At 42.3% G+C, this 26326-nt stretch carries 26 protein-coding genes and 3 pseudogenes; 17 read left to right on the top strand and 12 right to left on the bottom strand.

Translation table 11 applies throughout. From position 1 onward, the window contains the following. The first annotated feature begins 22 nt into the window (after positions 1–22). The gene (locus tag SJY39_RS25090; RefSeq protein WP_016791830.1) at positions 23–1393 is read left to right on the top strand and encodes an L-serine ammonia-lyase; all 1371 of its coding nucleotides are present in this window, start codon (positions 23–25) and stop codon (positions 1391–1393) included. A 127-nt stretch (positions 1394–1520) separates the two neighbouring features. On the opposite strand, the gene SJY39_RS25085 is transcribed toward SJY39_RS25090, so the two are convergent. Further along, positions 1521–2006 carry an Lrp/AsnC family transcriptional regulator gene (locus SJY39_RS25085; RefSeq protein ID WP_016768523.1) on the bottom strand — a complete coding sequence of 162 codons (486 nt, stop codon included), beginning with the start codon at positions 2004–2006 and terminating at the stop codon, positions 1521–1523. A gap of 122 nt (positions 2007–2128) precedes the next feature. On the opposite strand from SJY39_RS25085, the gene SJY39_RS25080 reads away from it, so the two are divergent. Further along, positions 2129–2728 (top strand): LysE family translocator, encoded by a 600-nt coding sequence (locus SJY39_RS25080; protein WP_016791102.1) that lies wholly within the window; start codon positions 2129–2131, stop codon positions 2726–2728. 141 nt (positions 2729–2869) lie between these two features. On the opposite strand, the gene ahpF is transcribed toward SJY39_RS25080, so the two are convergent. Beyond that, positions 2870–4462, bottom strand: a complete 1593-nt coding sequence (gene ahpF, locus SJY39_RS25075) for an alkyl hydroperoxide reductase subunit F (protein WP_016785695.1) — start codon at positions 4460–4462, stop codon at positions 2870–2872. 211 nt (positions 4463–4673) lie between these two features. After that, complete coding sequence (ahpC, locus tag SJY39_RS25070; protein ID WP_004736364.1) at positions 4674–5231, bottom strand: alkyl hydroperoxide reductase subunit C; 558 nt, start codon at positions 5229–5231, stop codon at positions 4674–4676. Positions 5232–5735: 504 nt separating this feature from the next. Between ahpC and SJY39_RS25065 the strand changes: the two genes are divergently transcribed. Next, positions 5736–6227 (top strand): VOC family protein, encoded by a 492-nt coding sequence (locus SJY39_RS25065; protein WP_010439712.1) that lies wholly within the window; start codon positions 5736–5738, stop codon positions 6225–6227. A 304-nt stretch (positions 6228–6531) separates the two neighbouring features. After that, the gene (locus tag SJY39_RS25060) at positions 6532–7908 is read left to right on the top strand and encodes a uracil-xanthine permease family protein (protein ID WP_016768525.1); all 1377 of its coding nucleotides are present in this window, start codon (positions 6532–6534) and stop codon (positions 7906–7908) included. A gap of 279 nt (positions 7909–8187) precedes the next feature. On the opposite strand, the gene SJY39_RS25055 is transcribed toward SJY39_RS25060, so the two are convergent. Further along, positions 8188–8682: a YcxB family protein gene (locus SJY39_RS25055; RefSeq protein WP_016768526.1), complete on the bottom strand. Its 495-nt coding sequence runs from the start codon at positions 8680–8682 to the stop codon at positions 8188–8190. 315 nt (positions 8683–8997) lie between these two features. On the opposite strand from SJY39_RS25055, the gene SJY39_RS25050 reads away from it, so the two are divergent. The 6 genes and pseudogenes from SJY39_RS25050 (at position 8998) to SJY39_RS25025 (ending at position 13915) form a co-directional block, all read left to right on the top strand. Continuing rightward, on the top strand, positions 8998–9675 hold the full coding sequence (locus SJY39_RS25050) for a haloacid dehalogenase type II (protein WP_010439735.1): 678 nt from the start codon (positions 8998–9000) through the stop codon (positions 9673–9675). A 171-nt stretch (positions 9676–9846) separates the two neighbouring features. After that, positions 9847–10123 (top strand): annotated as a pseudogene (locus SJY39_RS25045) (bifunctional metallophosphatase/5'-nucleotidase); the annotation flags it as partial. Between the two features lie 250 nt (positions 10124–10373). Further along, entirely contained in the window at positions 10374–10826 is a 453-nt protein-coding gene (locus SJY39_RS25040) for a septal ring lytic transglycosylase RlpA family protein (RefSeq protein WP_010439737.1), read from the top strand. Between the two features lie 199 nt (positions 10827–11025). After that, complete coding sequence (locus SJY39_RS25035; protein ID WP_016786075.1) at positions 11026–12039, top strand: manganese-dependent inorganic pyrophosphatase; 1014 nt, start codon at positions 11026–11028, stop codon at positions 12037–12039. 280 nt (positions 12040–12319) lie between these two features. After that, entirely contained in the window at positions 12320–12523 is a 204-nt protein-coding gene (locus tag SJY39_RS25030; RefSeq protein WP_004736343.1) for a hypothetical protein, read from the top strand. Between the two features lie 471 nt (positions 12524–12994). Further along, the gene (locus SJY39_RS25025; RefSeq protein ID WP_102451449.1) at positions 12995–13915 is read left to right on the top strand and encodes an alpha/beta hydrolase; all 921 of its coding nucleotides are present in this window, start codon (positions 12995–12997) and stop codon (positions 13913–13915) included. Between the two features lie 285 nt (positions 13916–14200). Here SJY39_RS25025 and SJY39_RS25020 read toward each other — a convergent pair whose 3' ends face one another. The 3 genes and pseudogenes from SJY39_RS25020 to SJY39_RS25010 form a co-directional block, all read right to left on the bottom strand. Continuing rightward, on the bottom strand, positions 14201–14503 hold the full coding sequence (locus SJY39_RS25020) for a hypothetical protein (protein ID WP_390242995.1): 303 nt from the start codon (positions 14501–14503) through the stop codon (positions 14201–14203). Between the two features lie 145 nt (positions 14504–14648). Further along, positions 14649–15252 (bottom strand): annotated as a pseudogene (locus tag SJY39_RS25015) (tyrosine-type recombinase/integrase). Between the two features lie 148 nt (positions 15253–15400). Continuing rightward, the gene (locus SJY39_RS25010) at positions 15401–16441 is read right to left on the bottom strand and encodes an AraC family transcriptional regulator (protein ID WP_016769325.1); all 1041 of its coding nucleotides are present in this window, start codon (positions 16439–16441) and stop codon (positions 15401–15403) included. A gap of 188 nt (positions 16442–16629) precedes the next feature. Between SJY39_RS25010 and SJY39_RS25005 the strand changes: the two genes are divergently transcribed. Both SJY39_RS25005 and SJY39_RS25000 read left to right on the top strand, forming a co-directional pair. Next, entirely contained in the window at positions 16630–16965 is a 336-nt protein-coding gene (locus tag SJY39_RS25005; RefSeq protein WP_029189200.1) for a DUF805 domain-containing protein, read from the top strand. Beyond that, positions 16962–17489 carry a hypothetical protein gene (locus tag SJY39_RS25000; RefSeq protein ID WP_016769326.1) on the top strand — a complete coding sequence of 176 codons (528 nt, stop codon included), beginning with the start codon at positions 16962–16964 and terminating at the stop codon, positions 17487–17489. Before SJY39_RS25005 ends, SJY39_RS25000 begins: the two co-directional genes overlap by 4 nt. 391 nt (positions 17490–17880) lie before the next feature. Here SJY39_RS25000 and SJY39_RS24995 read toward each other — a convergent pair. Then, positions 17881–18366 (bottom strand): annotated as a pseudogene (locus SJY39_RS24995) (TetR/AcrR family transcriptional regulator). Positions 18367–18797: 431 nt separating this feature from the next. Between SJY39_RS24995 and SJY39_RS24990 the strand changes: the two are divergent. Next, on the top strand, positions 18798–20156 hold the full coding sequence (locus tag SJY39_RS24990; RefSeq protein ID WP_016786964.1) for a CAP domain-containing protein: 1359 nt from the start codon (positions 18798–18800) through the stop codon (positions 20154–20156). 193 nt (positions 20157–20349) lie between these two features. Continuing rightward, entirely contained in the window at positions 20350–20838 is a 489-nt protein-coding gene (locus SJY39_RS24985; RefSeq protein WP_010439759.1) for a hypothetical protein, read from the top strand. Positions 20839–20937: 99 nt separating this feature from the next. On the opposite strand, the gene SJY39_RS24980 is transcribed toward SJY39_RS24985, so the two are convergent. After that, positions 20938–22668 carry an amidohydrolase gene (locus tag SJY39_RS24980; RefSeq protein WP_016784667.1) on the bottom strand — a complete coding sequence of 577 codons (1731 nt, stop codon included), beginning with the start codon at positions 22666–22668 and terminating at the stop codon, positions 20938–20940. A 126-nt stretch (positions 22669–22794) separates the two neighbouring features. Continuing rightward, positions 22795–22971: a hypothetical protein gene (locus SJY39_RS24975; protein WP_016768530.1), complete on the bottom strand. Its 177-nt coding sequence runs from the start codon at positions 22969–22971 to the stop codon at positions 22795–22797. Between the two features lie 52 nt (positions 22972–23023). Here SJY39_RS24975 and SJY39_RS24970 point away from each other — a divergent pair, with 52 nt between their 5' ends. From SJY39_RS24970 to SJY39_RS24960, 3 genes are all read left to right on the top strand, one after another. Continuing rightward, positions 23024–23986 carry an AraC family transcriptional regulator gene (locus tag SJY39_RS24970; RefSeq protein WP_016768531.1) on the top strand — a complete coding sequence of 321 codons (963 nt, stop codon included), beginning with the start codon at positions 23024–23026 and terminating at the stop codon, positions 23984–23986. Between the two features lie 149 nt (positions 23987–24135). Then, positions 24136–24654: a lipocalin family protein gene (locus tag SJY39_RS24965; protein WP_029189198.1), complete on the top strand. Its 519-nt coding sequence runs from the start codon at positions 24136–24138 to the stop codon at positions 24652–24654. 109 nt (positions 24655–24763) lie between these two features. Beyond that, entirely contained in the window at positions 24764–25306 is a 543-nt protein-coding gene (locus SJY39_RS24960) for a cytochrome b (protein ID WP_016768533.1), read from the top strand. Positions 25307–25434: 128 nt separating this feature from the next. Here the strand turns inward: SJY39_RS24960 and SJY39_RS24955 are convergent, their stop codons facing one another. Both SJY39_RS24955 and SJY39_RS24950 read right to left on the bottom strand, forming a co-directional pair. Then, a complete protein-coding gene (locus SJY39_RS24955) occupies positions 25435–25809 on the bottom strand; it encodes a hypothetical protein (RefSeq protein ID WP_016768534.1) in 375 nt (124 codons plus the stop codon). A gap of 76 nt (positions 25810–25885) precedes the next feature. Continuing rightward, positions 25886–26191: a monooxygenase gene (locus SJY39_RS24950; protein ID WP_016768535.1), complete on the bottom strand. Its 306-nt coding sequence runs from the start codon at positions 26189–26191 to the stop codon at positions 25886–25888. Between the last annotated feature and the right edge of the window lie 135 nt (positions 26192–26326).

The raw sequence follows: 26326 nt of genomic DNA, 5'->3' as shown, positions 1-26326 counted from the left end.
CCGATTTTTTACTGGTATATCTATGTTATCGATCTTTGATATCTACAAAATTGGTGTGGGGCCATCGAGCTCTCACACCAACGGCCCAATGATTGCGGGTTTCCATTTCACACAGTTAATCGCTGATAAAATCGCAGAAGTGACGCGTGTTCAGGTGGATTTATACGGTTCTTTGTCATTGACTGGCATAGGTCACCACACAGATAGAGCAACCATCTTGGGGTTGCTCGGTAATAAGCCAGACACCATCAAAATTACCAGTGCCAACCAAGCTATGCGTCATGCAGTGGATAATGGTGAGATGGATCTTGCGGGCACGAAGCGTATTGTCTTCAACTACCAAACCGACATGTTATTCCACGAAGACAACCTGCCTTTACATGAAAATGGCATGATGATTACTGCATTCGATCAGACTGGAAACGTAATCGTTGATGAAACTTATTATTCGATTGGCGGTGGTTTTATCGCAACTGCTGACGAACTGCAAAATGGCACTCAAATCCAAGCAGTAGAAGTCCCTTTTCCATTTAAAAATGCCGATGAAATGCTGCAACAAGCCGATAATAGTGGGATGAGCTTGGGTGGCATGATTCTAAGAAATGAAGCGCAGTTCGAAGGATCTGACATTATTTTAGAGAAAGCGGATCAAATCTGGCGAGTGATGAGTCGTTGCATGGAACGAGGCTTTGAAACTGAGGGCATTCTTGATGGTGGCTTGAACGTCACTCGTCGTGCTCCAAACTTGTTGAAGAAGCTTGAAGCGAATGCGGCGGTTGAAAACGATCCAATGGAAATCATGGATTGGATTAACTTGTTCGCCTTTGCGGTGAGTGAAGAAAATGCGGCTGGTGGCCAAGTGGTAACATCACCAACCAATGGGGCGGCGGGTGTTATTCCTGCCGTGTTGATGTATTACCATCGCTTTATTAAAGAGCTCGATACTAAGCAATTAAAAGACTTTTTAGCCGTATCGGGCGCGATTGGTATTCTATACAAAACCAACGCTTCCATTTCCGGCGCGGAAGTAGGGTGCCAAGGTGAAGTAGGCGTGTCGTCTTCTATGGCGGCTGCGGGATTAACGGCACTACGCGGTGGCAGTAACGAGCAGATCTGTATCGCGGCGGAAATCGCGATGGAACATTCGTTGGGTATGACCTGTGACCCGATTGGCGGCTTAGTTCAAGTGCCGTGTATCGAGCGAAATGCGATGGGCGCGATGAAAGCTATCAACGCATCACGCATGGCTTTGAAGCGTAATAGTAAATCTTTGATCTCGTTAGATAAGGTTATTGCGACCATGTATCAAACGGGCAAAGACATGAACAAGAAATACCGAGAAACCTCACTCGGTGGCCTTGCCCTAATTCACCTTGCAGCGCCATGTGAGTAGCTATCAAACAGATCAATTAGGCTCAATATCAAAGCCCAGCATCGTTAGATTTTAAGATTTTAAGGTGGCTGGGCTTTTAAGTATCATTTTTTGTTGCAAGACGACTGCTTATTAACTGAGAGCAAGATTATTCTCCAAGAGGGAGCTTATAGCTGTTTTTCAACTCTTTAACCGAGATATTCGATTGAATCGCACTCACACCTTTGACTCGCCTGATCGAGCTAATACGCTCAAAGTACTCTTCTAAATCTTTAGCCAATACTTGCACCATATAATCGGCACCGCCGGCAATACAATGGCACATAGGAATCCAATCGGTTACAGCAACAAACTCTTCGAACGGCTCGGTATTCTCAACTTCATGGTTGCCCAGTGTAACTAAGGTAAAGCCTGCTACATGCAAACCTAACTTCTTGCGATTGAGTTTGGCGGCATAACCATCGATATAGCCTGTCTCTTCCATGCGTTTCCAACGGCGCCAGCATGGGGTTTCGCTGAGGTTAACCTTCTCAGCGAGCTTACTGTTGCTCATGCGTCCGTCTTGTTGGATATGTTCTAAGATGGCGATATCAGTATCATCTAATACTTCTTTGGTGGATTCTTTCTGTTTCATGGCTTTTTTTGAAAAGTCTTGCTCAAATTTGCATTGATATTAGCCTATATAGCAATTTAATTTCTAGTTGAATCTGTAAACTCTCTCCGTATAAATACTTTACTTATTAGGAGTGAGAGGAAATGAGCTCTCAATTAATGCTGGCGTTCTTGCTATTTTCAACATCCATTGCAATTACACCTGGGGCAGGCAATATCGCATTACTTGGGATTTCAAGTCGTTATGGATTTGCTGCGACTTTACCTTTTATATCTGGAAACGCTGTTGGCATCATCATCGTACTGGCGGGTTCCAGTGTCGGTTTAGTGAGCCTATTCACCCTTTATCCAGAACTGTACAACATTTTGAAATACGCAGGCGCGGCTTATTTGCTATTCATGGCGTGGTCGATTGCGAACATGCAAATCGAAGAAAGTACTGTCGACAATCGCTCGGGCTTTATGTCTGGCGTATTGGTGCAGGTGTTAAACCCTAAAGGTTGGATAGCGTCATTAACCGTGTTTTCACAGTTCATCACTCCGAACGCAGACTACCTGATTCAAGTGGTGACGATTATTGCTGGTATGGTGATCACGGGCGTACCGTGCATGTTGGTGTGGGCGTATTGCGGCACCATGCTTAAAAAGTTACTGCAATCACCAAAACAGATGATGTTTGTGAACCGTTGCTTGGGCGGAAGCTTAGCGATGGTGGTTGCTTTTATGCTTTATCAACCAGCATAAAGCCTCTCTACAAATAAAAAAACCACTCCTAAATCCATAGGAGTGGTGTCTAAAAATCGACTAAGTGGTTAACAATAATTAGTAAGTTACTAATAACTAGCAAGTTAACAAGAACGTTTTAAGGAATGTTTGCTTAAAAGATTAAGCGGTTTCAGCTTCTTTAACCGGAGCTGAGTTACGGATTAGGTGGTCAAATGCACCTAAACTTGCTTTTGCACCTTCACCCATCGCAATGATGATTTGTTTGTAAGGCACTGTTGTTACATCACCCGCTGCGAATACACCTTTCATTGATGTTGCACCATGAGCGTTAATTTCAATTTCACCGCGTGGTGAAAGCTCAACTTTTGAACCCTTCAACCATTCACTGTTTGGCATCAGGCCGATTTGAACAAAGATACCTGCTAGTTCGATCTGTTTAAGTTCATCGGTGTTGCGGTCTTTGTATTCCAGACCCGTTACTCGATTACCATCACCAACCACTCGTGTTGTTTGAGCCATTTTGATGATTTCGATGTTCGGTGTCGTGTTCGCTTTGTCTATAAGCACTTGGTCAGCACGTAGTGTGTCTGCAAATTCAAGTACGGTTACGTGTTCAACGAGACCAGCCAAGTCAATCGCCGCTTCGATACCTGAGTTACCGCCACCAATAACCGCTGTTTTCTTACCTTTGAACAAAGGACCGTCACAGTGTGGGCAGTAAGCGACACCTTTATTGCGGTACTCTTGCTCACCCGGAACGTTCATTTCACGCCAGCGCGCACCAGTACTGGTGATCACCGTACGAGCTCGCAGTGTTGCACCGCTTTCTAACTCAATATGGATGTAACCGTCTTCTGTGTCTTCTGCTGCGATGATGTTCGCTGCACGCTGCTCAGTCATTACCTCAACACCGTACTCTTTTACGTGCTCTTCTAAGCTTGCGACTAACTTAGGACCGGTGGTTGCTTTTACTGAGATAAAGTTCTCAATCGCCATGGTATCCATCACTTGACCACCGAATCGGTCAGCAACAACACCAGTGCGAATGCCTTTACGTGCCGCATAAATTGCCGCTGAAGAACCCGCAGGGCCGCCGCCTACAACCAATACATCAAACGGTGCTTGTTGGTTTAGGTTTGCCGCTTTCTTTTCTGCTGCGCCTGAATCGACTTTGTTCAATATTTCAGCCAGTGACATACGGCCTTGACCAAATAGCTCACCGTTAATGAATACGCTCGGTACTGCCATGATGTCGCGAGACTTCACTTCGTCTTGAAATGCTGCGCCGTCGATCATGGTTGTCTTAATCAGAGGATTAATCGCCGACATCATGTTGAACGCTTGAACTACTTCTGGACAGTTTTGGCATGATAGCGAGATGAAAATCTCGACATTAAGCTCTTGATCTAATTCTTTTACTTGCTCGATTACGTCAGCTTCAAGCTTGATAGGGTGACCACCACTATGAAGCAGTGCCAGTACCAGTGAGGTGAACTCGTGACCCATCGGTAAACCTGCGAAGCCAATCGCTGTACCTTTCTCTTGGTTCACCACCTGCATGATAGGGCTGCGAGTGCTTGCGCTATCATTTCGAATTACTTCAATTTTGTCAGTGAGAGAGGCGATATCATTCGCTAGGTCTTGAAGTTTGTTTGCGGTATCGCTGTTATCAAGGCTCAGCACTAACTGAACATTGGTTTTTAGGTTTTCTAGGTATGCTTTTAGCTGCTGCTTCATTGCTTGATCTAACATAATCGTGCCTGCTCTTAATTCTGTGTCTTGGTATTGACCAATACCTTCTTGCTGAAAAAGGAAAATAAAAAAGGGGCGCAAGTCGGCAAATATTGTGGTGTTGATGGTTTGAAAGGGTGGCGCGCAACTGCCCTTTAGGAGGGAGGCCGAAGCGCGCCTGTAGAACCGTTTTATTTGTTCTTTTTAGCTATTCTTGTTAGCTAGGCTTAGATTAAATTTTACCTACTAGGTCTAGAGATGGCGCTAGAGTCTCTTCACCTTCTTTCCATTTAGCTGGGCAAACTTCACCTGGGTGAGCGGCTACGTATTGTGCTGCTTTAACCTTGCGTAGTAGGTCTTCAGCGTCACGACCGATACCTTCAGCGGTGATTTCCATTGCTTGGATAACGCCTTCAGGGTCGATTAGGAAAGTTGCACGGTCTGCAAGGCCTTGACCTTCACGCATTACGTTGAAGTTATTTGTGATGTTGCCCGTTTGGTCGCCTACCATGAAGTATTCGATAGTGCCGATTTTGTCAGAAGTATCGTGCCATGCTTTGTGAGAGAAGTGTGTGTCAGTTGATACTGAGAAAACTTCTACGCCACGAGATTGAAGCTCTGCGTATTTGTCTTGTAGGTCAACTAGCTCAGTTGGACATACAAACGTGAAATCTGCTGGGTAGAAGAAGAATACAGCCCACTTACCTTTAACGTCTTGCTCTGTGATTTCTACGAATTCGCCGTTTTTGAATGCTGTAGCGTTGAATGGTTTGATTTCTGTGTTGATCATGATTTGACTCTCTTTCTAATTTGTAGTGTTTAACGCTATCTCGCGTCGATGTAGATATATTGCATTCGCACCGAAAATTAGTGAAATCGGACATTTCTATAGATTCAATAGGCAAATCCTATCCTTGATAGAAGAAGGCTATCGATAAAAGTTATCAACAGAAGTTATCGACAAAGCTTATCAACAAAAGCCATCAAAGCGGGCACCGCTCTATTTGGGTAGCTACGCTTTTTAGGTTGTTCTCTACATAAGGCTTATCTCTATTAGCGTGAGCATCTATTTATAGTGTGAGCATCTATGTATAGCGTGAACATCTATGTAGATACTGCTTCTTTAAGTGTTCTGAGATCTCATGGTTATCTATAAATAACAAAAAATTATCATTAATATAAATTATGATAATTTCAGGTAATCTTATTATCTCCATATACTCTCTCCATCGAAACGAAACACCGAAGCTACTCTTCGGAAAGCACAGAATTAAAAACGAATTTGGAGCAAGTTATGAAAATGAATCACGTAGGCATCATGGTGGGCGACATGGATAAAGCAGTCGAGTTTTACACTAAGGCTCTGGGTCTAAGAATCGTAATGAACAACACTAAGGTTATGGAAGAGCGTGAATCAGCAATCGGACGTATGTGTATCGCAGTATTTGGCGAAGGCTTCAAAGGCTTCAACATTGCACACCTAGTAACATCTGATGGTATCGGTGTTGAGCTGTTCGAAATGAAAGATCGTCAAGAGCGTCACGAAGTAGACTTCTCTCGCCTAGGCATCTTCCACTTCTGTCTACAGCTTCCAAAAGAGCAGTTTCATTCAGCGATTAAGCGCGTTGAAGAGTTTGGCGGTAAGGTTCGTATGGACATCATGCGTTACCACCCAGAAGACGAACTAAAACAAGCGCAAATGGTTTACCTAGAAGACCCGTTTGGCAACCTATTCGAATTCTACTCGCACACATACGAAGACACGTACGCGACTGATTACGAGTAATCGCGTTACCTGCCTGTTATAAGGCAGAAAAACGAAACACCCCCTAAAGAGGATTGGTAGAGATACCAATCCTTTTTTTGTGTCTGCGATATTGAGTTAGAGGTGATGGATAAACCATATCAAAGGAGTGCTTCGTGGTCTCCGTTTGCACTAAAACAAGCCGACAGTGTTGCTCTATAGTGCAGCAATGGCTAGAGATGAAACTTAACCGATTGATAAATATAATGTTAAACCATTGGCATATATGTTGCTCTATTGTCTTTATGTAAATTGTATACAATAAAAAATACATTAAGGAAATCACATGGAACATAACAGTGAATTGATTTACGGATTGGATGACCGACCATCCGTCAAAGCAGCCAGTTACGCGGCGTTGCAACATGTTTTAGCAAGCTTTGTTGGAATTATCACACCCACACTCATTATTGGCGGCGTTTTAGGGTTAGGTGAACACATTCCTTATTTGATCAGCATGGCACTGATGGTGTCTGGTGTAGGTACATTCATACAAGCGAAAAAAATTGGCCCTGTTGGTGCTGGAATGATTTGTGTCCAAGGGACTAGCTTTGCATTCTTAGGGTCAGTTCTAGGGGCAGGCTTTCTAGTGAAAGCGAATGGAGGTGGTCCAGATGAAATGCTTGCAACTATCTTCGGAGTTTGTTTCTTTGGTGCGTTTGTCGAGATCCTACTATCGCGTTTTATCGAAAAACTGAAGGTGGTTATCACTCCTGTTGTCACCGGAATCGTTATCACGACGATTGGTATCTCTCTGATCAAGGTCGGTGTTACTGATATTGCTGGTGGTGTTGGTGCAGAAGATTTTGGGTCTGCAAGTAACCTGATGCTAGGTGCTATCGTTCTCGGAACCATAGTTGCACTTAACCTTAGTAACAGCACTATGGTAAGGTTGTCATCAATTTTAGTCGGGTTAGTTGTTGGTTGGTGCGTGGCTATTTTGATGGGTAAGGCTTCAATGGTAACCTTTGCTTCTCAACCTTTATTGAGTATCCCTGTCCCATTTAAATATGGTTTCGCTTTCGATTGGCAAGCATTTCTCCCGATTGCTTTTATCTACTTAATCACCGTTATTGAAACGACAGGTGACCTTACCGCCAATAGCATGTTCTCAGGACAGCCTGTTAAAGGGCCTAAATATATCAATCGACTAAAGGCAGGTGTGCTAGCTGATGGCGTGAATTCGCTTATCGCCGCTGTTTTCAATACTTTTCCGAATACGACTTTCAGCCAGAACAATGGTGTGATTCATTTTACGGGAATAGCGAGCCGATACATCGGCTACTTTATCGCGGCTATCCTTTTCCTATTAGGGCTTTTTCCTATCTTAGGTTCGGTATTAATGACAATTCCAAAGCCAGTATTAGGCGGAGCTACATTGGTGATGTTTGGTACGGTTGCCGCTGCTGGCATCAAAATTATTGCTAATGAGAAGCTGGATCGCCGAAGAATCATGACGATTGCTATCTCACTAGGTTTGGGGCTAGGGGTCATGCTTGTGCCGGACTTATTGAAAGAAGCTCCTAAGTTAGTGCAAAGCATATTTGGCTCGCCAGTGACCATGTCGGGTATTGCCGCACTTGTAATTACAGGGCTGATGTCTTTAGTGCCAGACACTAAAACAAAACCGCTTACGAATTCGGTACAAGCCAGTAAAGCGTAACTGTTTTGATGGGAATGGCTTTTATAATCTTAAACAGAGCCGAATACTGCTATACATGGCTCTGTTTAATTTTACTGGGGAAACCTTAGAAAAATGACAGGTTAATTCCAAAGGGCGTTACCTCACGTAAACGTCAGATTGGTCCTGCTGTCCAAAAGGCAATTGAGAGCTTTTGGAAAGTAAAAGCTGTTATCTAATAAATAGGTAACGAAAAGGATTGGTAGCAATACCAATCCTTTTTGTATTTTGAGTATGTTTAAATTTTTATGTGTATATACGTTAGTTCACTTTGGATGCTTCGTGTTGCTCTAGCATGAAGGTGATCACTTCATCATTTAAGCAAGACTTGCTCACATATTGGCGCTGTTTACCTATGTGAAGAATAAACCCTAAATCCGTTTGTTGAAGTTGGTCGATTTGACTCCAGGTAATGCTACGGGTGTTTTTAACGTTTTTATAACTCACACCTTTAGAATCAACCTGAAATACTACCCTGCTGCCAGAACCCGAGCTGATGGTTTGTCGCCATAACCACCAGGTTCGCTTGCAATAAACACTGAACGCTTCAATAACACTTAAAACAATAAAGAACCAACCAACATAACCGTTGGGCAATAGCTCAAATTCTAATAAAACCACACCGAAAATAAGAAAAAGTATGCTTTTCAAATAGGCTTTCGGAAATTTAGCAGGAAGGCTAGTTTGATCATAACACTCCGCAAAAAAGGGTTTATCGAGGGTGTATTCTGTAGTGAAATCGAAGTCTTTAGACATAGGTGGCTGCTTTCAGGTTTTCTGTGAATGAGTATTCTATGCTGCGAGCTCGCAACCCGAGTATTGTATAGCTTCTTTTGGCTTTTCTTTAGCTGTTTTGATTCTCTTTTGTAAACCAATGATACGACCGAGGCGGCTCTCGCCATCGCTAAATTGGTTGGTTTTTTGCTAACTTGGCTATCAAATTGTACTGTGAGATCTCTCAACTCAATACTCAGGTCAAAACATCGCCTGCTATTGTTTGTTTATTCGAGCGTTTAGTTATCTAAAGAACGGCTTGCATTAACCACTGAAAATAACGATGAGGAACACACTATGCCTACACAAACCATTCTGTTCGATATAAATGAAACGGTGCTTGATTTGCGCATACTTAAACCTAAGTTTCGTCAATATCTTGGAGATGAGAGTCATATGAGTACCTGGTTCTCGATGTTATTGCATTCATCCACCGTTTGCTTAGTTACTGACACCTCCAGTGATTTCAAAAGCCTTGCATTATCAGCCTTACAGTCGATCGTGGGTCGTTTAGGTAAAACAATCTCTGATGAGGGCTACCAAGATATTTTGAGCACATTTGCTTGCTTGCCTGCTCATGATGACATTAAGCCCGCGATGATTGAATTAAGACAAGCTGGCTATCAGTTGGTTGCGTTGTCCAACTCTTCATCGGAGCTTCTTAAATCTCAGTTGTCCTTTTCGGGTTTACTCGACTATTTCGATAATACAATTTCTGTCGAGCAAGCTAATACTTTTAAGCCCGCGAAATCAGCTTACCAATATGCGTTGCAACAACTACAAATAAAACCTGCTCAGGCTCGATTAGTTGCAACTCATGATTGGGATACGCATGGTGCGCTCAGTGCTGGTTTAAAAGCCGCTTATATTGATCGATCCGGCGCGCCATATAATCCACATTATTCGGTGCCAGATGTCTTGAGCGATAATATGGGTGATATCGTTAAGCAGATTATAAGTAAGGACGAACGTTAAGCTCTTTGTTCCAAATAAAGTAAGCTTTCGTTTCACTATATGACTCTGATTTTTAAGAAGAGGTGCAATTTAGCGCCTCCTTTTAACGGTAACGTTAATCGTCAAGTCACATAAATCGTGCATAAGGTTTTAGTTAAACTTCAAATTGACAACACCTATAAGGTAAATGCAATTCTACTTTCTCTTACCTTTCCTGCCTTTACCGCGATGGTGATATTCACGATACTTCTTCAGATATCCATGGTCATTTATGGCATGGGGTTACGCGTCAAATAAACTCAACACTCGTGGCAGATTAAGCCAAATAGCCACTAAAGTGGGGAATATCCGCACAGAGCAATCAAACATTATCCTCGTAGACGCTGGCGATACCATCCAAGGTAACTTCGTAGAAACATTCAACGATGATCTCGTCAATTCAATGATGCTTGGTTTTAATCACCTAAAAGATCAAATGTGCTGATTCTGATGAGGACATGGACGAACTGTATCATCGATATCATAAACAAATTCGAGAAATCATCCAATTTAAGACGTTGTTAAAATTGACGGTTTGACGATAAAACCTTTCACGAATATGACGGAATAAATCGTCGTACATGAAAATATTGGTAAGTCATACCGAATGGAAGCCTTGACTGATTAGCGACTATACTCAGACGTATACAGCTGAACCAAAAACAACGAAAACAGAGAACATGCAGAAATTAGCGCACCTAAATCACATGAAAAAATTACATATTATCTTTACCGCTTTTATTCTTATGATATTAGCCGGATGCACCTCAACATCGGCTGTCGGCAGTTCTAAAACAAAGGAATATGCCGAGTCACATGCTCTTGCTGGTAAAGCTTCTTGGTATGGCGATAAATTCCATGGAAGGCTCACAGCAAGTGGTGAGACATACAATATGAATGCGAATACTGCGGCTCATAAAACCTTACCTTTCGGGACTATTGTGAGAGTGACCAATACAGTCAATAATAAGTCTGTTGATGTGAAAATTAATGATCGAGGCCCTTATGTCAAAGGCCGGGTTATCGACCTTTCGCACAAGGCATTTGCAAGAATCGGCAATGTTAAGCAAGGAACCGTGCCTGTCAAAATCGAGATTGTTGATGATAGCAATACCTTTAGGTACAAACATTAATTGCCTCTTAGCCTGAACTGGTTTGTGAAACTCAAAGGATTGGTAGAGATACTGATCCTTTTTTTTGGGTAAACCTAATGAGAGGCGAATTACATTTCGTTACTTACTGAAGTAAATCTGAAACATCGCTGACACGGTTCTGAAATTTTTAATGGCTAGCTTATGGGGTTCTGAAACAAATCCAAATAAGGAAATACCCGTGAAGCTAACACCTGTCGTTACCGCCGTAATCATGTCTTTCAGTTCAGCAAGTTTTGCTTTTAGCTTGCAACAATCAGCCAATGAAAACAGTGAAGATCTCGTATGGACGGGGCACCTTAGCCCAGATAGCGACACGGTAATGTCTGCAATGCTCGCGGCTCATATCTATGGTGGTACAGCGACAGTGCCTGAGCCAATCAACCCTGAATCAACGTTTATCTTGAACTACTGTAATGCAGAATCACCACGAGTAGAGTCAGATTACTCTTCATACCGAGTAGGGCTGGTGGACTTTAACCAAGTGACTCAATTAGCGCCAACCATCGATCAATCATCTATTGTTGCTGTGGTCGATCACCATGCGATTGGTGGCTCACCGATTAATACGCCACAAATTGTCGAGATGGATATTCGAGGTTGGGGTTCGGCTGCCACTATTCTGGCTGACAACGCTGAAAAGCTTGATGTGACCTTGCCTAAACACCTTGCTTGTGTCGGCTTAGGCGCGATTCTTTCTGATACTGTGGTATTCCAATCATCAACCACCACTGAACACGATCGTGAATACGCAGAGAAACTGGCAAAAATTGCAGGTATTCCTGATGTCGAAGATTTCGGACAACAGATGTTGATTGCTAAATCGGATCTCAGCCATCTTACTTCTGAAACCATTCTGACGCTGGATTACAAAAACTTTAAATACGGTGGCAAACAGGTGGGAATCGGCGTTGCTGAAACACTAACCGCTCAACAACTGATTGACCGCAAAGACGAGCTTTTGGCGGCTATGAAGTCTTATAAAGAAGAGAACGGCTTAGACCACCTGTTCTTCTCAATCACAGACACCAAGAACAAAGAAGCTAACCTATTGTGGGTAGACGAAAGCGATTATCAAGTCATCAAATCGGCTTTCAACGCTGAACCAACAAGAGATATGTTAACTTTGGAAGGCGTCACTTCACGTAAGCGCCAGATTGGCCCTGCGGTTCAAAATGCAATTGAAAGCTTGTAGTTACAGATAGTTTGGAAAAGGGATTGGTAGAGATACCAATCCCTTTTTGTTTTGGGACTGAATTGGAGTTGGACAGAAATGAGTTTCGGAGAACCAAGTCTTAGCAAATCACGAATTAGCATAAGTATGGAAAGTCACTAAGATCACTGTCCAGTATTGATGGTGCACATCACTATCTTGCTTTTACACAAATCTGACATTGATGAATGCCATAAGCTATCGATATAAACATCGATATATTGTATTATTACATCCGTATTTATACTTATTAGGATTTTCTATGTTGATTCACGAATTTTCGAATAAGGACGTTACCGCTGAGCATGTAATTTTAGCTCAAGCAATACTAGCAGGGACTGCTCAAGGTGATAAAAGTAAAGCACAGCGCTTTATGATTTTTGTAAATGAGATTCCCGATGCGCCGACTGTGCAAAACCTGATTCCACGCTTTAGTCAATTTATGAAGCGCTTTAAAGCCAGTTGACATTCTGAATACGTTACACAGGGATGTGTAATTAAGATCATCAACTCCCCCCTAACCACTACCTACTTTTAAACTCTATCTGACCCTATGCTCGCTCTATATCTAGCCATTGTTGTCGGAGGACAATAGAGTTTGATCAGCTTTAAAAACGTTTCTGGACATTTCTGAGTCAGTGACTCTTCTAATTTAGCTACCCTTGAATAACTTTTGGTATCCCAAAACACAACGAATACTACTTTCAAGCAGTAGCCGATTTGCACGAAAATGGACAATTCCTATCATCTCACTGAAGATGTTTGCAGGGTTCTTTTTGCATAGTGACGCAATTATTAAGCATAATTTGATTAACCTGCCTCCCTCTGAGATAGCTAACGTGATAAGTCGTCTTTTTAAAATTGACAGTCGCACTATGGTGCTGTAATTATATACAGTATATCAATCTAATCATAATAAATAACAGGAGCCTCTTTAGTGGTAAATCTTAGTTTGGAGAAGGGTATTAAAGAGCTTGTCGAAGGTTTTATCAAGGCAGGATGTCCTTCCGTCAGGAATCAGTCTATTGCTGAGCGGCGACAAGGCTATTTGGACAGTGTCTCTCTTGCTGGGGAAAGCGAGTCTGTATATCAAGTAAGAGAGGTAGAGATTGACGGTGCAACGCTACGCATCTATAAACCGTCTGCTGAAGAAAAACTACCCGTGGTAATATATTTTCATGGTGGTTGTTTTGTTAGTGGCGGGTTCGATACCCATGATCAACAACTTAGAAAATTGGCTAATCTTTCTGGTGCAATTGTCATAGCAGTGAAGTACCGATTAGCTCCTGAGTATACTTATCCAGCAGCACACGATGATGCATATAACTCAACTTTGATTATACGTGACCACTGTACTGAGTGGGGTGGTGACCCAAATAATATAAGTCTTGTCGGAGATAGCGCAGGAGGTCACTTATGTCTCGTAACATCTTTACGATTGAAAGAAAATTCTGATTGGCAACCAGCAAAGCAAATTCTTATTTATCCTATGTTAGATGCGACCGCTTCTAGTCAAAGCTATGAGGATAATGGTAAGCACTACATCATTACCCAAGATACTTTGGTAACAGGGTATGATATGTACTTAAACGAAGTATCGCGAGAGCATCCTGAGGCAAGTCCTCTATATCGAGCTGATTTTGCGGGTCTTCCAGAAACTCATATCCTTACTGCGGAATTCGATCCTTTAGTTGATGAAGGTGAACTTCTATATCGCAAGTTGCTGGGTGCAGGAGTTGAAGCTCAGTGCAGAAGGTACTTAGGCGTAACTCACGGCTTTTTTCAGCTCTCAGGCATAAGCCATGCAGCTAAAGAGTCCATTAATCAAGTTGCTACTATTATCCAAACCAATAAATGAGCATTAGCATAGATATGCAGAGGTGAGATCGAGCGAGAGTTGTTACGAAGTGAACGCTTATGGGAGTTTCCGAGCATCACTGCTCAGCAGCCCGAGATTAGGAGATGCAAGGAAAACTCAGAACGAAATCTATCGTTTCAAAATCTCGCTACCTCACAAAGGGGCATTTTTGATTCAGAATAATTTGTGCAGCAGCCTGTTGCACAAATTGGGAAACAGGCTGTTTCACAAATAAATCTCATGGTGGTTTCATGCGTTCTAAACACGTCTTGGGGCATTTTTAATTTAGTCGATTAATTCTGTAACACAGAAATAATGGCTCACAGAATCTTCTATATCAACGTCAATTTCTGGAGAGTTTTCTCTTTGCTTAACTAGTTCTCGGTCTTGTTCATCTTCCTCAAATTCAATTAGGCAAGAGTCAAAAATATCACCTCGTTGAACTAGAAAATCGCTATCCGCTTTATCCACATCTTCCGAATAAGATCCCCAATCTTGTTCACTTGTAGTCGCGAGTTCATCAGAGTGTCCAGTATGACTTGTTAATCCTTCCAAAAGCTCTTTTTCTGACAACCGTTTTTTATTCATAGCTTACTTCTCGCTTCGACAATGACATTAGATAATTTATAGCATATCGAGTAGCTAGCCATAATGAAAGTTAACCCTGAAACAAGGTTTGGGGCATAACTTTGTCGATGACAATGTGAACCCTATTAAATAGGGTTCATTTCGACTAACAATCAGTGCCTTCTGAAAGTAGTAATGCATCTTCTAATTCAACACCAAGGTAGCGGATCGTGTTGTCTACCTTTGTATGTCCCAGTAAAAGCTGCACTGCTCGAATATTTTTAGTTTTTGCATAGACCAGTGTCGCTTTCGTTCGTCTCATCGAATGAGTGCCATACAGGTTCGGATCTAATCCAAGGTTTGACGCCCATTTCCTAACTAGAGAGCGATAGTACGAATAGCTTATAGCTTATAGCTTCATGCTCACGTCTTTGGCTTGGAAAAAGAAAATCTCGGCTGCTTAGTGAAGCAATCAAAATCCATTTCATTAGGCTTTGTTGAGTTCTTGACGTTATCTCAAATTGAACTTCAATGTCTGTTTTTCGTTGGATATGCTTAACGCGATTAAATATCCTATCTTGCGAAGATACATCGCAAATTCTTAGAGCGAGTAAGTCACTCGCTCTAAGCTTGCTATCAATTGCTAAGTTGAGCAACGTAAGTTGCATCAAATTATTTTCAATTTCTAATCTGGTTCTGATCCGCCAAATTTCCTCAAGCCGAAAAGGTTTTTTGACGCCACTACGCTTCGTTTTGTTGAAAACCACCATGATGACCTCGTTTTTGATTGGTCATCACGATTGTAGTTGGAAGGATTTTGGATAAAATTTTGTTAGAGTAATAGCTCTAACTCGACCTCAAAAGATTAGGAAATGTATGGCAAAGTAGCTATTAGATCTTCAATATTAATAGTGAATCTTACTTAGGGTGCTGAGCTTTACTTTTACGGTATTCACTTGGAGTCATACCCACGACTCTTGAAAACTCACGATTAAAGTTAGACTTGGTCTGAAAACCAGAATTCATGAATATTTGCGTAATAGTATCTTGTGACGTATCCAAGGAGTGCTTGGCATGTTCTATGCGATACCCATTTATGATCTTAGAAATATTCTTTTCGTGTACCTGATTAACTGCAATTGAAATTTTTTTTGCTGGTATGCCTAACTTTCGTGTCAGTTTTGAAAGGGTTAGCTCAGGGTCTAAGTAAAGTCTGTCTTGTCGGATTTTGGCGTCTAACAGAGAAGTGATCTCGTGAGCCCTCTCACTGGTCATTACCTGGGAACTGCTTGTCTCGTCATTGTGACTGATTTGTTTAGATTTTAACTCATCTGAAACAGGCGTATTAATACCCACGACAACTACAGCTATCGATAACACGGGTAGAAGAATCAAATGTGCCGCAGTAATGATGTACAGTGAAAATCCACCTTGATTAAAAGTAAAATCTAACGACATGAGCGTGTCTACACACGCTGAAAATATCAGCATCCATCCCGCAATATTCTCCGCTTTCTTTACTCCTTCCCAATTCCCTAACGAGACATTAATCAGTGCTGTTTCTCTTGACGAAAAGCGAATTAGTGCCACTCCATAGCAAGCGTAAATTAAAGTAAGTAGTACATCTAATGGAAGTGCCAACCAAGGTTGAGATACAGCGCTAATTACGACGAATAATGGCGCAACAAAATGCTTAATAGGCAAGGTGCCTAAATCACGATTGGCATGTGCAAACGCATACCACGCAGCAACAGGAATTATGGAGGCCAGAATAGGTTGCGCGATGCTGAAAATGCTAAATCCAAATGTCCAGCGTAAACCAACCATTGCGGTCGTCATGGCACATAATCCTAAAAACATGCTAGCGACTTTACCCTGCTGGGAAAGCTTGGCATAAAGTGATATCGCTAGTAATCCAAGTAACATGGAAACAACGAACGGGACGGGTATCGCAAGCATAGCAAGTCCTAGATGGATAAATGAGTTCTCACTTTCAGTGAATATCAAGGATAACTCTATGAAATACAATTGAAAACGCAATATAGACCAAAACAGGTTTAAGAACGACCTAAAACCTGTTTTGAGACGTACACACCACTTATTCCGAGGCAAAATATCACCATCAGTCAAATATTGAGGTGGCATTTATGAAATACTATTTTTTAGCTTGGAAGCGAAGTTTAGACTTTTCTGGTTGTTCGTCCCGCAAAGAATGTTGGATGTTTCTTTTAGTACACACATTAGTAGCGATGGGATGCATTGCGGCAGATATTGCTATGAATATGACAACATGGTTCGACACGATTTATAGCGTTGTAAGTTTCATCCCTATGCTTTCAGTAATTGTTCGTAGACTGCACGATATCAACAAATCTAGTTATTGGGTACTGGTCTTTTTCATACCGATAGTAGGACCGTTTTGGTTAATATATTTGTTAGCTCAATCGACCAATACTAACTTCGACGTGGAGGCTTCAGCATGAAAAAAGTAGCCATTCTACATTTGTTTTTATCGGTCTTTGTTTCAACATCTAGCTGGGCCGAAACTATATCTCCCACAGGTGGTTTTGGAACTCTGTCTGTCGACAACATGACTCAAGGACAACTCCTTTGGCTTAACGGTCGAATAGGAGATGCAATCTACTCATTTACTCTTCAAGATGGAAAGGAGTGCACTTTAAAGGTACCAGTTGCTGTCGGTCGTATCTCTGAGCCAGATTTTGGTATCAGTGAAACTGAAGGTCTAGCCATCGTCGTTATGAGCCAACGCCTCAATGACGCTCTTCTTCAAGGAAAGCGAATAAATAGTGAAGAATGGCGTTTCACCACTAAAGCGTATGATGAAAATATCGACGGGTTGATTATCAATGGAATTAGCTTTGAGGAGGGCTTCGTTTTAAACTCGAAGCGAAAATGGATTTCTTGGTTTCTAAGAGATGAGCAAAACGTTGTTTGTCATTCATCTAAATCGAGTGACTTAATAGGAGAGCCTTTCTCGAGTCAATGAAGGAAATGGGGTCATTGCCACACATTATTTTTTGTAAATCAAAACTAGCTAATTATCTGTGACGTGTTTGGAAGAGTGACAAACTTCGGGGCAATTCTGAGTTAGCCTTACCCCAAAAATCCTTTCCGAGTCTCCTCTTAATTAGCATCTTCGGTTCATTGTGGATCGTGGAAAGGGGAGGAATAGAATGCCGGTCGTTTCGTGCGCAATTATATCTTCAGCGCCAAAGAAGGTTCTTCCCCTCGGTCGTCAATCTAAAGGGGGTGATGAACTTAACTTGAGAGAGGAGCTAGAGGTTACCAGAACAGCCTGAACGTGCCTGATAGATACCTTTAGATAGAGAGTTACTTTAGATAGCCAACAACGTTCTATTGAGCTTTAAGCGAGGTACTTATAAATTCAGCAACAGTAAGTACTTAGCTATGAAGCCTTCTTTAATTTGTTCTAACGGGTAATCACAATCCGAGAACAAGTAACTGAGTGTGATACCATCGATATCGGCGATCAACATGTGGCTATCGACAATACTGTTGGCATTTGGAATGTCACATAGAATAACTTCAAAAGAATCCATCATCAGTTGGTAGCGTTAGTCCAACAGGTCTTTTAATATCAGTCTTAACGACAGTTGACATTTCACTTGGTAGTCAAGTTGATAAAACAGCTTTTGTTGCGGATCCGCCATAGACAAAAAGATGTGCTCGATAAGGTTAATTAACCTCTCTTTTGCTGATATTCCTTCACTCGATAAATCGGAGTTTTCGCCGACTTCGCTAATAATCTCTGCCATGCGAACAAACACTTTTCTTAGTAGGTCATCTTTGTTTTTGAAATGATGAAAAACTAAACCTTTCGATACTTTCGCAGTTTCACACACCTGTGCGATAGACGTTTTTTCAAAGCCTTGTGTCGCGAATAATTCAATCGCGGCTTGGATTGCTTGTTGCTTCTTGTCCATGGATATCACTCAATTATTTTACAGAGCGACTATCCAGTCTGTAATTTTATAGTGCGGATAATATACAACAATGAGGATCGCAAGATCTTTAAAGGTCGTTGAATTGGAGCGAGATGAATCTGATTTTAATGAGAAGAGGTGCACTAGCGTTGCTTGTTGGTCGTCACGCTAATCATTAAATTACATGAATTATACACAAAGCGTTTAGCCAAACCTCTACTTGACAATACCTACCAAACTGTAAACTCGATGTTAATATTTTTGGGCTCTGACATTGACCTGAAGTTTAAGCCAGATTCATAAGGCAACATTCTAATTCCAAAGATTCATGTATGGTTAAGGAATAACTTATGAGAAAGCAACATGTGTCAGCAGCAGTACTTATTGTAATTACTATGTCTGGGTGCGGAGGAGAAAGTTCACCTGGAGGTGACAGCACAACTTCTGATAGCGCTAATAACCCTAGTAACTCTAATACGCCAGGCAGCCTTGGGAACTCCGATAATTCATCAAACACTACCTCGCAGCAGCCCAACATTAAAGCGCTCGGTAGCAATATGCTCTTTGCAATTGAAGGCTTTGTCGATAGCTCGGATCCCATCAGAAACTACTCATCTATTACCGTTAAAAACGAACTTCCCGCGTTTAAAGGTTCAGATACCCAAAAGGTGGATGTGGTTATCTCTGCACCCACTATCATTATCGATAATGGAAGCAGTTTTGTTGACGACTGGCATTGTTATGAAGCGGTTGGGTTAAGCGCACAAAGACAAAGTAATAAATTGCTTGTGGATGGAACGCTTACAGAATACCGATACGATATGAATAGCAACTCTTGTTCTAGTGAGCACCTTGGAACGTATGTATTTAACAATGCTGTCATCGACAGTTCTTTGGAATTTGAAACTGTTGGTAGCGTCGTGAGTAAAGACGAGAGTGGTGTTGAAGCCGAATTACCGACTTACGAATTTATCGCTAAGGCATATGAACAGCAGTCCGAAGATCGGCTTGGTGATTCTTGGGCGTTATTACAACGTGACAAAATTAATGCAGCAGCCAAGGAAGCCGGGGCATCAATCTTTGAGTTAGATGCTTCATCAGGAAATATCAATTTGGATTTAGGTCAGCTTACTAGCGATACTCTGATAGATTTCGCATTGCTCGATAAAAATCAAATATTGAATGGCTCAGTGTGGGGCATGCCTGGCCAAGGTGTTGCCGATGAAAGATGGTGCCGAATTGTGAATATTCCAGATGATCTAAACCAAGACAGCATTAAGTATCAATCGGTTATTTCGACAAACTGTGCAAGATCGACACAGCGCTATTGTGATGCATTTGGTTCATCATTCGCGAGTGGAGATTACCCTCCAGTAGCCCCTGTCGCTTGGGACAACAACACCGCCAGTAATGCCCAGCTAAATTCAGACGAGCAGTATCAAAGAGACGCTCAAGGTCACTTTGTTGTGAACAGTTCAGGTCAGAATGCGTTTGTCCTTTCATCGAACTCGGTGGTCATCCCTATTTTTGGTTATACAAGCCCACGCACGGATGGCAAAGTTAACAATGCAGGTCTTAATAGTTGGGCAGGTCATCAAGGGCACTGTCAAAATATTATGAACAGCGCGCACACAAAGATGGGGATCGGCTCTAAAACCAGTAAGTCTGACTCGTCGAAGGTGTCTTATTGGACGCAAGATTTCAATTAAGTCGATCACTGCTTAAGTACGCTTAAACTCCATCGAGGTGTCATTGTCGTTTATACAACAGTGATACCATAAAGAGATTTATTTATGTTGTGAATGATTTTGAGTGGTGTCATGAAATGGTAAGTTTTGCTTCGATTCGAACGCTAAGATGTATTTCAAATCAAGGCTACTTAACAAATTAGAGAGAGACAGAATGACTAAATCAGATAAAGTTTACGGGTTCAACACACCACAACGTCTATTTGTAGGTTACACGTTAGCCGTGCTGGTGGACTTAGTAGTGCTTAACTTTTTCGATGAGTACTGGGACTTCGTCAACATTGAATCTTTCACTATTTCTTTGATAGCGGCGTTGTTACTGCAGTTATTGTTGAAGCTCTCTATTGGCTTAGAACACAAGGTAGCGGATTACTTCAAACAGAAATCTGGAACGGCACCTAAGGTGTATCGAGCGCTGTCGACATACATTATTCTTGTTGGCTCAAAATTCGTCATGCTAGAAGCGATAAACCTTATGTTCGGTGACAAGGTGAGCTTCACAGGCCCTTGGGGCGGTGTGGTAGCGTTCTTCGCTGTGGTATTTACGATTCTGGTTGCTGAAGTGATTGTATCAAAAATCTACTTTGCTCTGGATGAAAAGCAAGAATCAAATGAGAAAGCACTAAAAGAGCCCAACGCGTAACAGAACTAAAATACATATGTGAATAACAGACGAGCCAGCTGAATAAGCTGGCTCGTTTTCGTTTGTGTGGTGATAACCAATTCGACGTGTTTGTTGGTTCTATTTTTCGTAAACCACATCCCCTCGCAACACCGTCATCAGCACCTGAGTCTTGGCGATACCTCTTGCTGACAAGGTGGTGATATCTTTATCAAGAATGGCGAAGTCTGCAGACTTACCCACTTCAATAGAGCCAGTTACGTCTTCAATTCCAAGGCTCTTGGCTGCGTTGAGGGTGTAAGCGTCGATAGCGGTGTAGATATCGGTTAGGCCGGTTTTACCCATGATTAAGCTGTTCGCGATGCCGACCAAAGGGTTGATGTCGTGTACGTTCCAGTCACTACTTAAGGTGATATTGGCGTCGGTTTTGAGTATCGCGTCTAGGTTCATCATGGCTTTGGCTCGGCGAGCGCCTAGGAAAGCTTCCGCCCATTGGTGTTGATGCCTTGCTACGTAATCAGACCCGACTTGGAAATCTGCCGAGACATTGAGCTGCTTGAAGCGGGGAACATCTTCATCATTGATTAATTCAACGTGGGTTAACGTGTATGGCTTTTGTGAGCCTTGTTGACGCACGCTTTCGATTGCATCAAGGGATTCACGAACGGCGCCGTCACCAATCGCATGAATGTGCGCGCTAAAGCCGATTTTATCGAGTGCGCTGAGCCACTCTTTCATCTGTGTTGGTAGAATGTAGTTCAAGCCGTTCGGTGACTGTGGCAAGTAAGTATCCAAGTAGGGCGCGAGGGTTTTTGCTGTGCCATTAATGAAGATGCCATCGCTGTACATTTTTACCTGATCGACCAGTAGCAGACGGCTTTTATCATCGGAATACATCTTTTCGAATACTTCGAGCTGAGACGGGATCGCCATTGATGGGTAAACCCAAGGGCGCAAAGATACGCGAGCTGTTAAATCTTGGTTTTGCTCTGCTTCTAGCCAAACGTCATACCAACCGCGTTTCCAGTACATTCGCCCGTCACCAATGGTGGTAATGCCGTGCGCGGCCGCTTCTTCAAGACCGTACATTAAGCCTTGGTAGCTCTGTTCAAAGAGCTCGCTTTGACTGTTCCACGCCATCTCCATGATTTGGTTGCCAGCGTTATCTAATAAGATGCCGTTAAGCTTTCCGCTATCAGGATCTTTTAAATAGGCACCGCCTTGTGGGTCTGGAGATTGTTGGCTGATTCGTGCGATTTTCAGTGCTTTAGAGTTGACCCACATCGAATGCGAGGTTTGCTCCATGATGACCACGGGGCGGTTTGGGAAGACACTGTCAATGATCTCTAGTGGTGTGTATTCAGAATCGCTGTCGAGAGTCGATTCCAGAGAAAAACCGTAACCCATTAGCCAACCTCTGCTACCGGTATCAGCATTGATCTTACACGCTTCTAAGTAGGGGATTTGTTCTTCTAGTATGGCTTCAGAATCCAGTTCACAATTGCCACCCAGTTCAGAGGCGGCTTCGAAAACATGGTTATGATTATCAATGAAGCCCGGAAGAACAAAGGCATTTTCTAAGTCGATGACATCGGTATTCTGCCCTTGAAAAGCTTTCGCTTGCGAGTGCTCACCAATGAAGATGATCTTGCCGTTGTGGGTAACGATCGAGTCAGATTCACGATGCCCGTAGATATCGGCATTAATAAAGATTTGATCAGCAGTTTGGCTTTGGGCAGCTGTTTTCTGTTGCACAACGGTGTTGTCTTGTCCAAATACGGGTGAAACAGCGCCTAAACTAGTGAGTAAAGCGATCCATGCAGTGCGCGGTAAAGTGAGCTTGTTGTTCATTCTTATGTATTCCATGTTCCACTGTTTAATAAGTATAGAAAGCGAGTGGCCAGTGTGAAACTCTACATGAATGACAAATAAAAACTGCGTTTAATCAACAAGCTGTCGTTTGAATGAGCTTTTTAATTACGACTCTTGTCTTAGGCTTTTACGCAGATCTTTTTTGTATTCGTCATAAGAGGTATAGCCATAGAGTTTCCAAGTGTGATCACCCTTAATATTGTGGTTGTAGGTGATCTCTCCGATCCACTGCTGACGTGTGGCAAGAATCATAGCGCGGATTTTTAATAATAAAGTGTCCATAGTTGCTCTCCTGATTAAGTTCACCTGCAGTATATTTAACGGTGACCACCGGATGAGTATCGTTAGCGAAATGTTCAATACTTTTCAGTCAATGTGCTCATTTAAATGGTTTGATGCGTATACTTTCAATATTAAAAAGTCACTGAGCATCGTAATGAAGGGTTACTTGGAAAAAGTGCCACAACGAATTGGCACATCATGGCGCTATAAGAAAATTGTCGAGAACAGTAAAAGCTACGGTTGGCATAGACATGAAGAGTACGAGATAGCGATACATCGTCACTTTGCAGGGCACAGCTTTATTGGGCATCACCAAAGCGATGTGTTTCATAACCACATGATTTTGGTTGGCCCAGATTTACCTCATGCTATCTATTCAGAAGAGGGTGCAGACGACTCGCGAATATGCGAAACCCACGTGGTTTGGTTTCGCAAAGACTGGATAGAGCAATTAATCACGTGTTGCCGCGAGCTCGAACCGCTGCGTGCTTTGCTAGAGGATTCAAAGAAAGGGCTGCAGTTTTCGCCTGTTACCGCAGAAAAAGCGACGGAACTGTTGAATAAGGTGATGGACCAGTCGCCACATCAACAACTGCTGACCTTGTTCTCTCTGTTTGCGCTTTTGCTTGAGGATCAAGAAGTGGTGCAGTTGATAAACCCTGTCTTTAAATCGGATGATGAAGATGAAGTCAGCGATAAGTTGGACAAGGTTGAAGCCTTCTTGGTGAACAACTTTATTCGTGATATCTCAGTTAACGATTTAGCCAAGCATCTCTATATCAGTGAGAGTAGTGTTAGGCGGCTATTTCAAAAGCACTACAATGAGAGTTTTAGCCAACGGTTAAAGAAAATTAGGTTGAACGTAGCGTGTGATTTGTTGCTCAATACATCACTACCCATCAGCTTGATTCTAGAGAAGGTGGGTTACGACAACCAAGCTAACTTCAATCGCCAGTTTAAATCCTATAAGCAGGTAACACCGACTCAATATCGCGCGGCAATGAAGCATCACTGATTCATTCACCAACGAAACAATTCCCATAAGCTTCTGAATAATTTACTGTTATATGAACTATAAAAATGGATTTAACGTATTACTAAGGATGTAAGTTAAGGCTCTCACATGACTTACTCGAATTACTATTAAAACAAGTCGAGGTTAGGATGAAGAAAATATTATTGCTGCTGAGTGTCATTCTGTTGGGTGGATGCGTGGGCATGCCCGAAACAGTAAAGCCCGTTCAACAGTTTGAATTGGATAGATACTTAGGCAAATGGTACGAGGTGGCTCGTTTGGACCACTCGTTTGAGCGTGGTCTCAATAGCATCAGTGCCGAATACAGCTTACGTGATGACGGTGGTGTAAAGGTGATTAACCGCGGTTATTCGGATGAAGATGGCGAATGGAACGAGGCGGAAGGTAAGGCGTACTTTGTCGAAGGCAGCGATCAGGGTTATCTGAAAGTGTCGTTCTTTGGTCCATTCTATGGCGCTTATGTGGTGTTCGAGTTGGATAAAGAGAACTACCAATACGCGTTTGTTTCTGGCCCAGATACCGATTACCTATGGCTGCTTTCTCGAACTCCGGAAGTTTCATCTGAGGTTATGGAGAAGTTTAAATCGATGTCGAAAGAGCGTGGCTTCAACACCGATGAATTGATTTACGTTGAGCACTCAAAATAACGGTATATAGCAGTTTCTTGGTCTTTACGTAACTTTACGCAAAGACCATGTGAACTGTAATGATAATGAGTCAAAATAACACCTAGGTCAGAGACATAGAGTGGTCATTATGAATAAATCATTATCGAAACAGACAGTTATTTTCCATTGGCTTACCGGCATTTTGTTTATCGCTGTGTTTGTTATTGGGCTTCAATTCGAAGGCATGCCTCGAGGCCCCGAAAAAGGCGAGTTAATGGGGCTGCACAAATCGTTAGGTTTGATTGTTTTGGTTGTCGCACTTTCACGCTTTGTATGGCGTTTGAAAGAAGGGGCGATTGAGAGTGTTGCTGTATTAACAAGAGCCCAAGAGATTGCCGCGAAAGGCGTTCATCATTTCTTGTTATTAGTGACGTTAGCGATGCCAATCTCTGGTGCCGTGATGAGCGTTGCTGGTGGACGTGCATTAGAGCTATTCGGCATTGAGTTGATTGCTGCTGGTGAGAAAACGGAGTGGTTGCAGTCTGCGGCTTCTTTCGTTCACGTTAATGCGGTGAACTTGATTATGGTGGTGTTTGCTCTCCATGTTTTGGGTGCATTGAAACACCAACTAGTGGACAAAGATGGCACACTGAGCCGTATGCTTGGTCGTTCATCGTCTGTTAGTAAATAGCAAAATCAAATATCAAGATTATCTCTTATTTAGCGAATCTAACTTTGGTCTTGATAGAAAGGTGAATATAAAAACACTCGGCATATACCGAGTGTTTTTTTGTTTGTGCTACCTATAAATCATACGCACTAAGCTTGCTTGCGAACCTGCAACACGCTCAGTACTGATAGTGAAAGGAAGAACGCAGGATCGCTCCAACCAAAGCCAACAAAGATACCCGTGAAAGCGGCATACAAAGTGATAATGGCACCCAGCATATTGGTGACAACCAAGCCTTGGATGAGTTTCTTAGCACTAATTCCCGCTTCAATATCTCGCAGTAACCATGTTATCGCTGAAATACCACCAAGAAAGATACTGGTGTGTTGAGAGAGAAAGTAAGCGTACTTATCATTAATTTCCACGCCGTACATAGGCCACATGACCGTTGGTAGGAAAAACAACGCGAAGGCAAACCCTGCGTAAATGATGCCGTGTAGGCTTAAAAACGTTTTATTGTTCATTTGTTATCTCTCTATCTCGTGCCTGTCGCTAATTCTTTATTCATTCCAATCGCTTTGTTTTCATTCAGCGAATTAACTAGCCGTTGATTGGGCCTTTGTTAATGGTAGTTAAAGGCTGGTTCACGTCAAAAATCACGCCACGTACTTCGTCGACACCCATCTGTTTAAGGCGAGCGCTATGCATCGCTAGGTAAGTCTCTGCGCTGAGTTGGTCTTCAAAAAGGTAGACACCACCGCCCAGTTTTTCAGCTTCGTTTTCTGTCCAGATTTTCCAGATCATACCCGGTTCGTTGTTAATAGATTTTGCTAGGTCAACGAGCGCGTTCGACATATCTTCACCAAATGGGCCGCTAAATTCAAAATCGACTTGTAATAATTTCATGGTTATTTCTCCAAACAGTTACTTGGTATTGCGCTGAGACTCATGGTCATTTCGCAAAACGTAGGGGGCTTGATTGCCTGTTGGAATAGATATTACCTGTAAAAAACAGACAGAAAAGTTCATAATATAGTCATT

The sequence above is a fragment of the Vibrio sp. R78045 genome, assembly GCF_042466085.1.
GTDB classification, from domain to species: Bacteria; Pseudomonadota; Gammaproteobacteria; order Enterobacterales; family Vibrionaceae; genus Vibrio; species Vibrio cyclitrophicus.
Note: the sequence above shows the minus strand (reverse complement) of the source record. Positions and strands in the feature narration are given on the sequence as shown.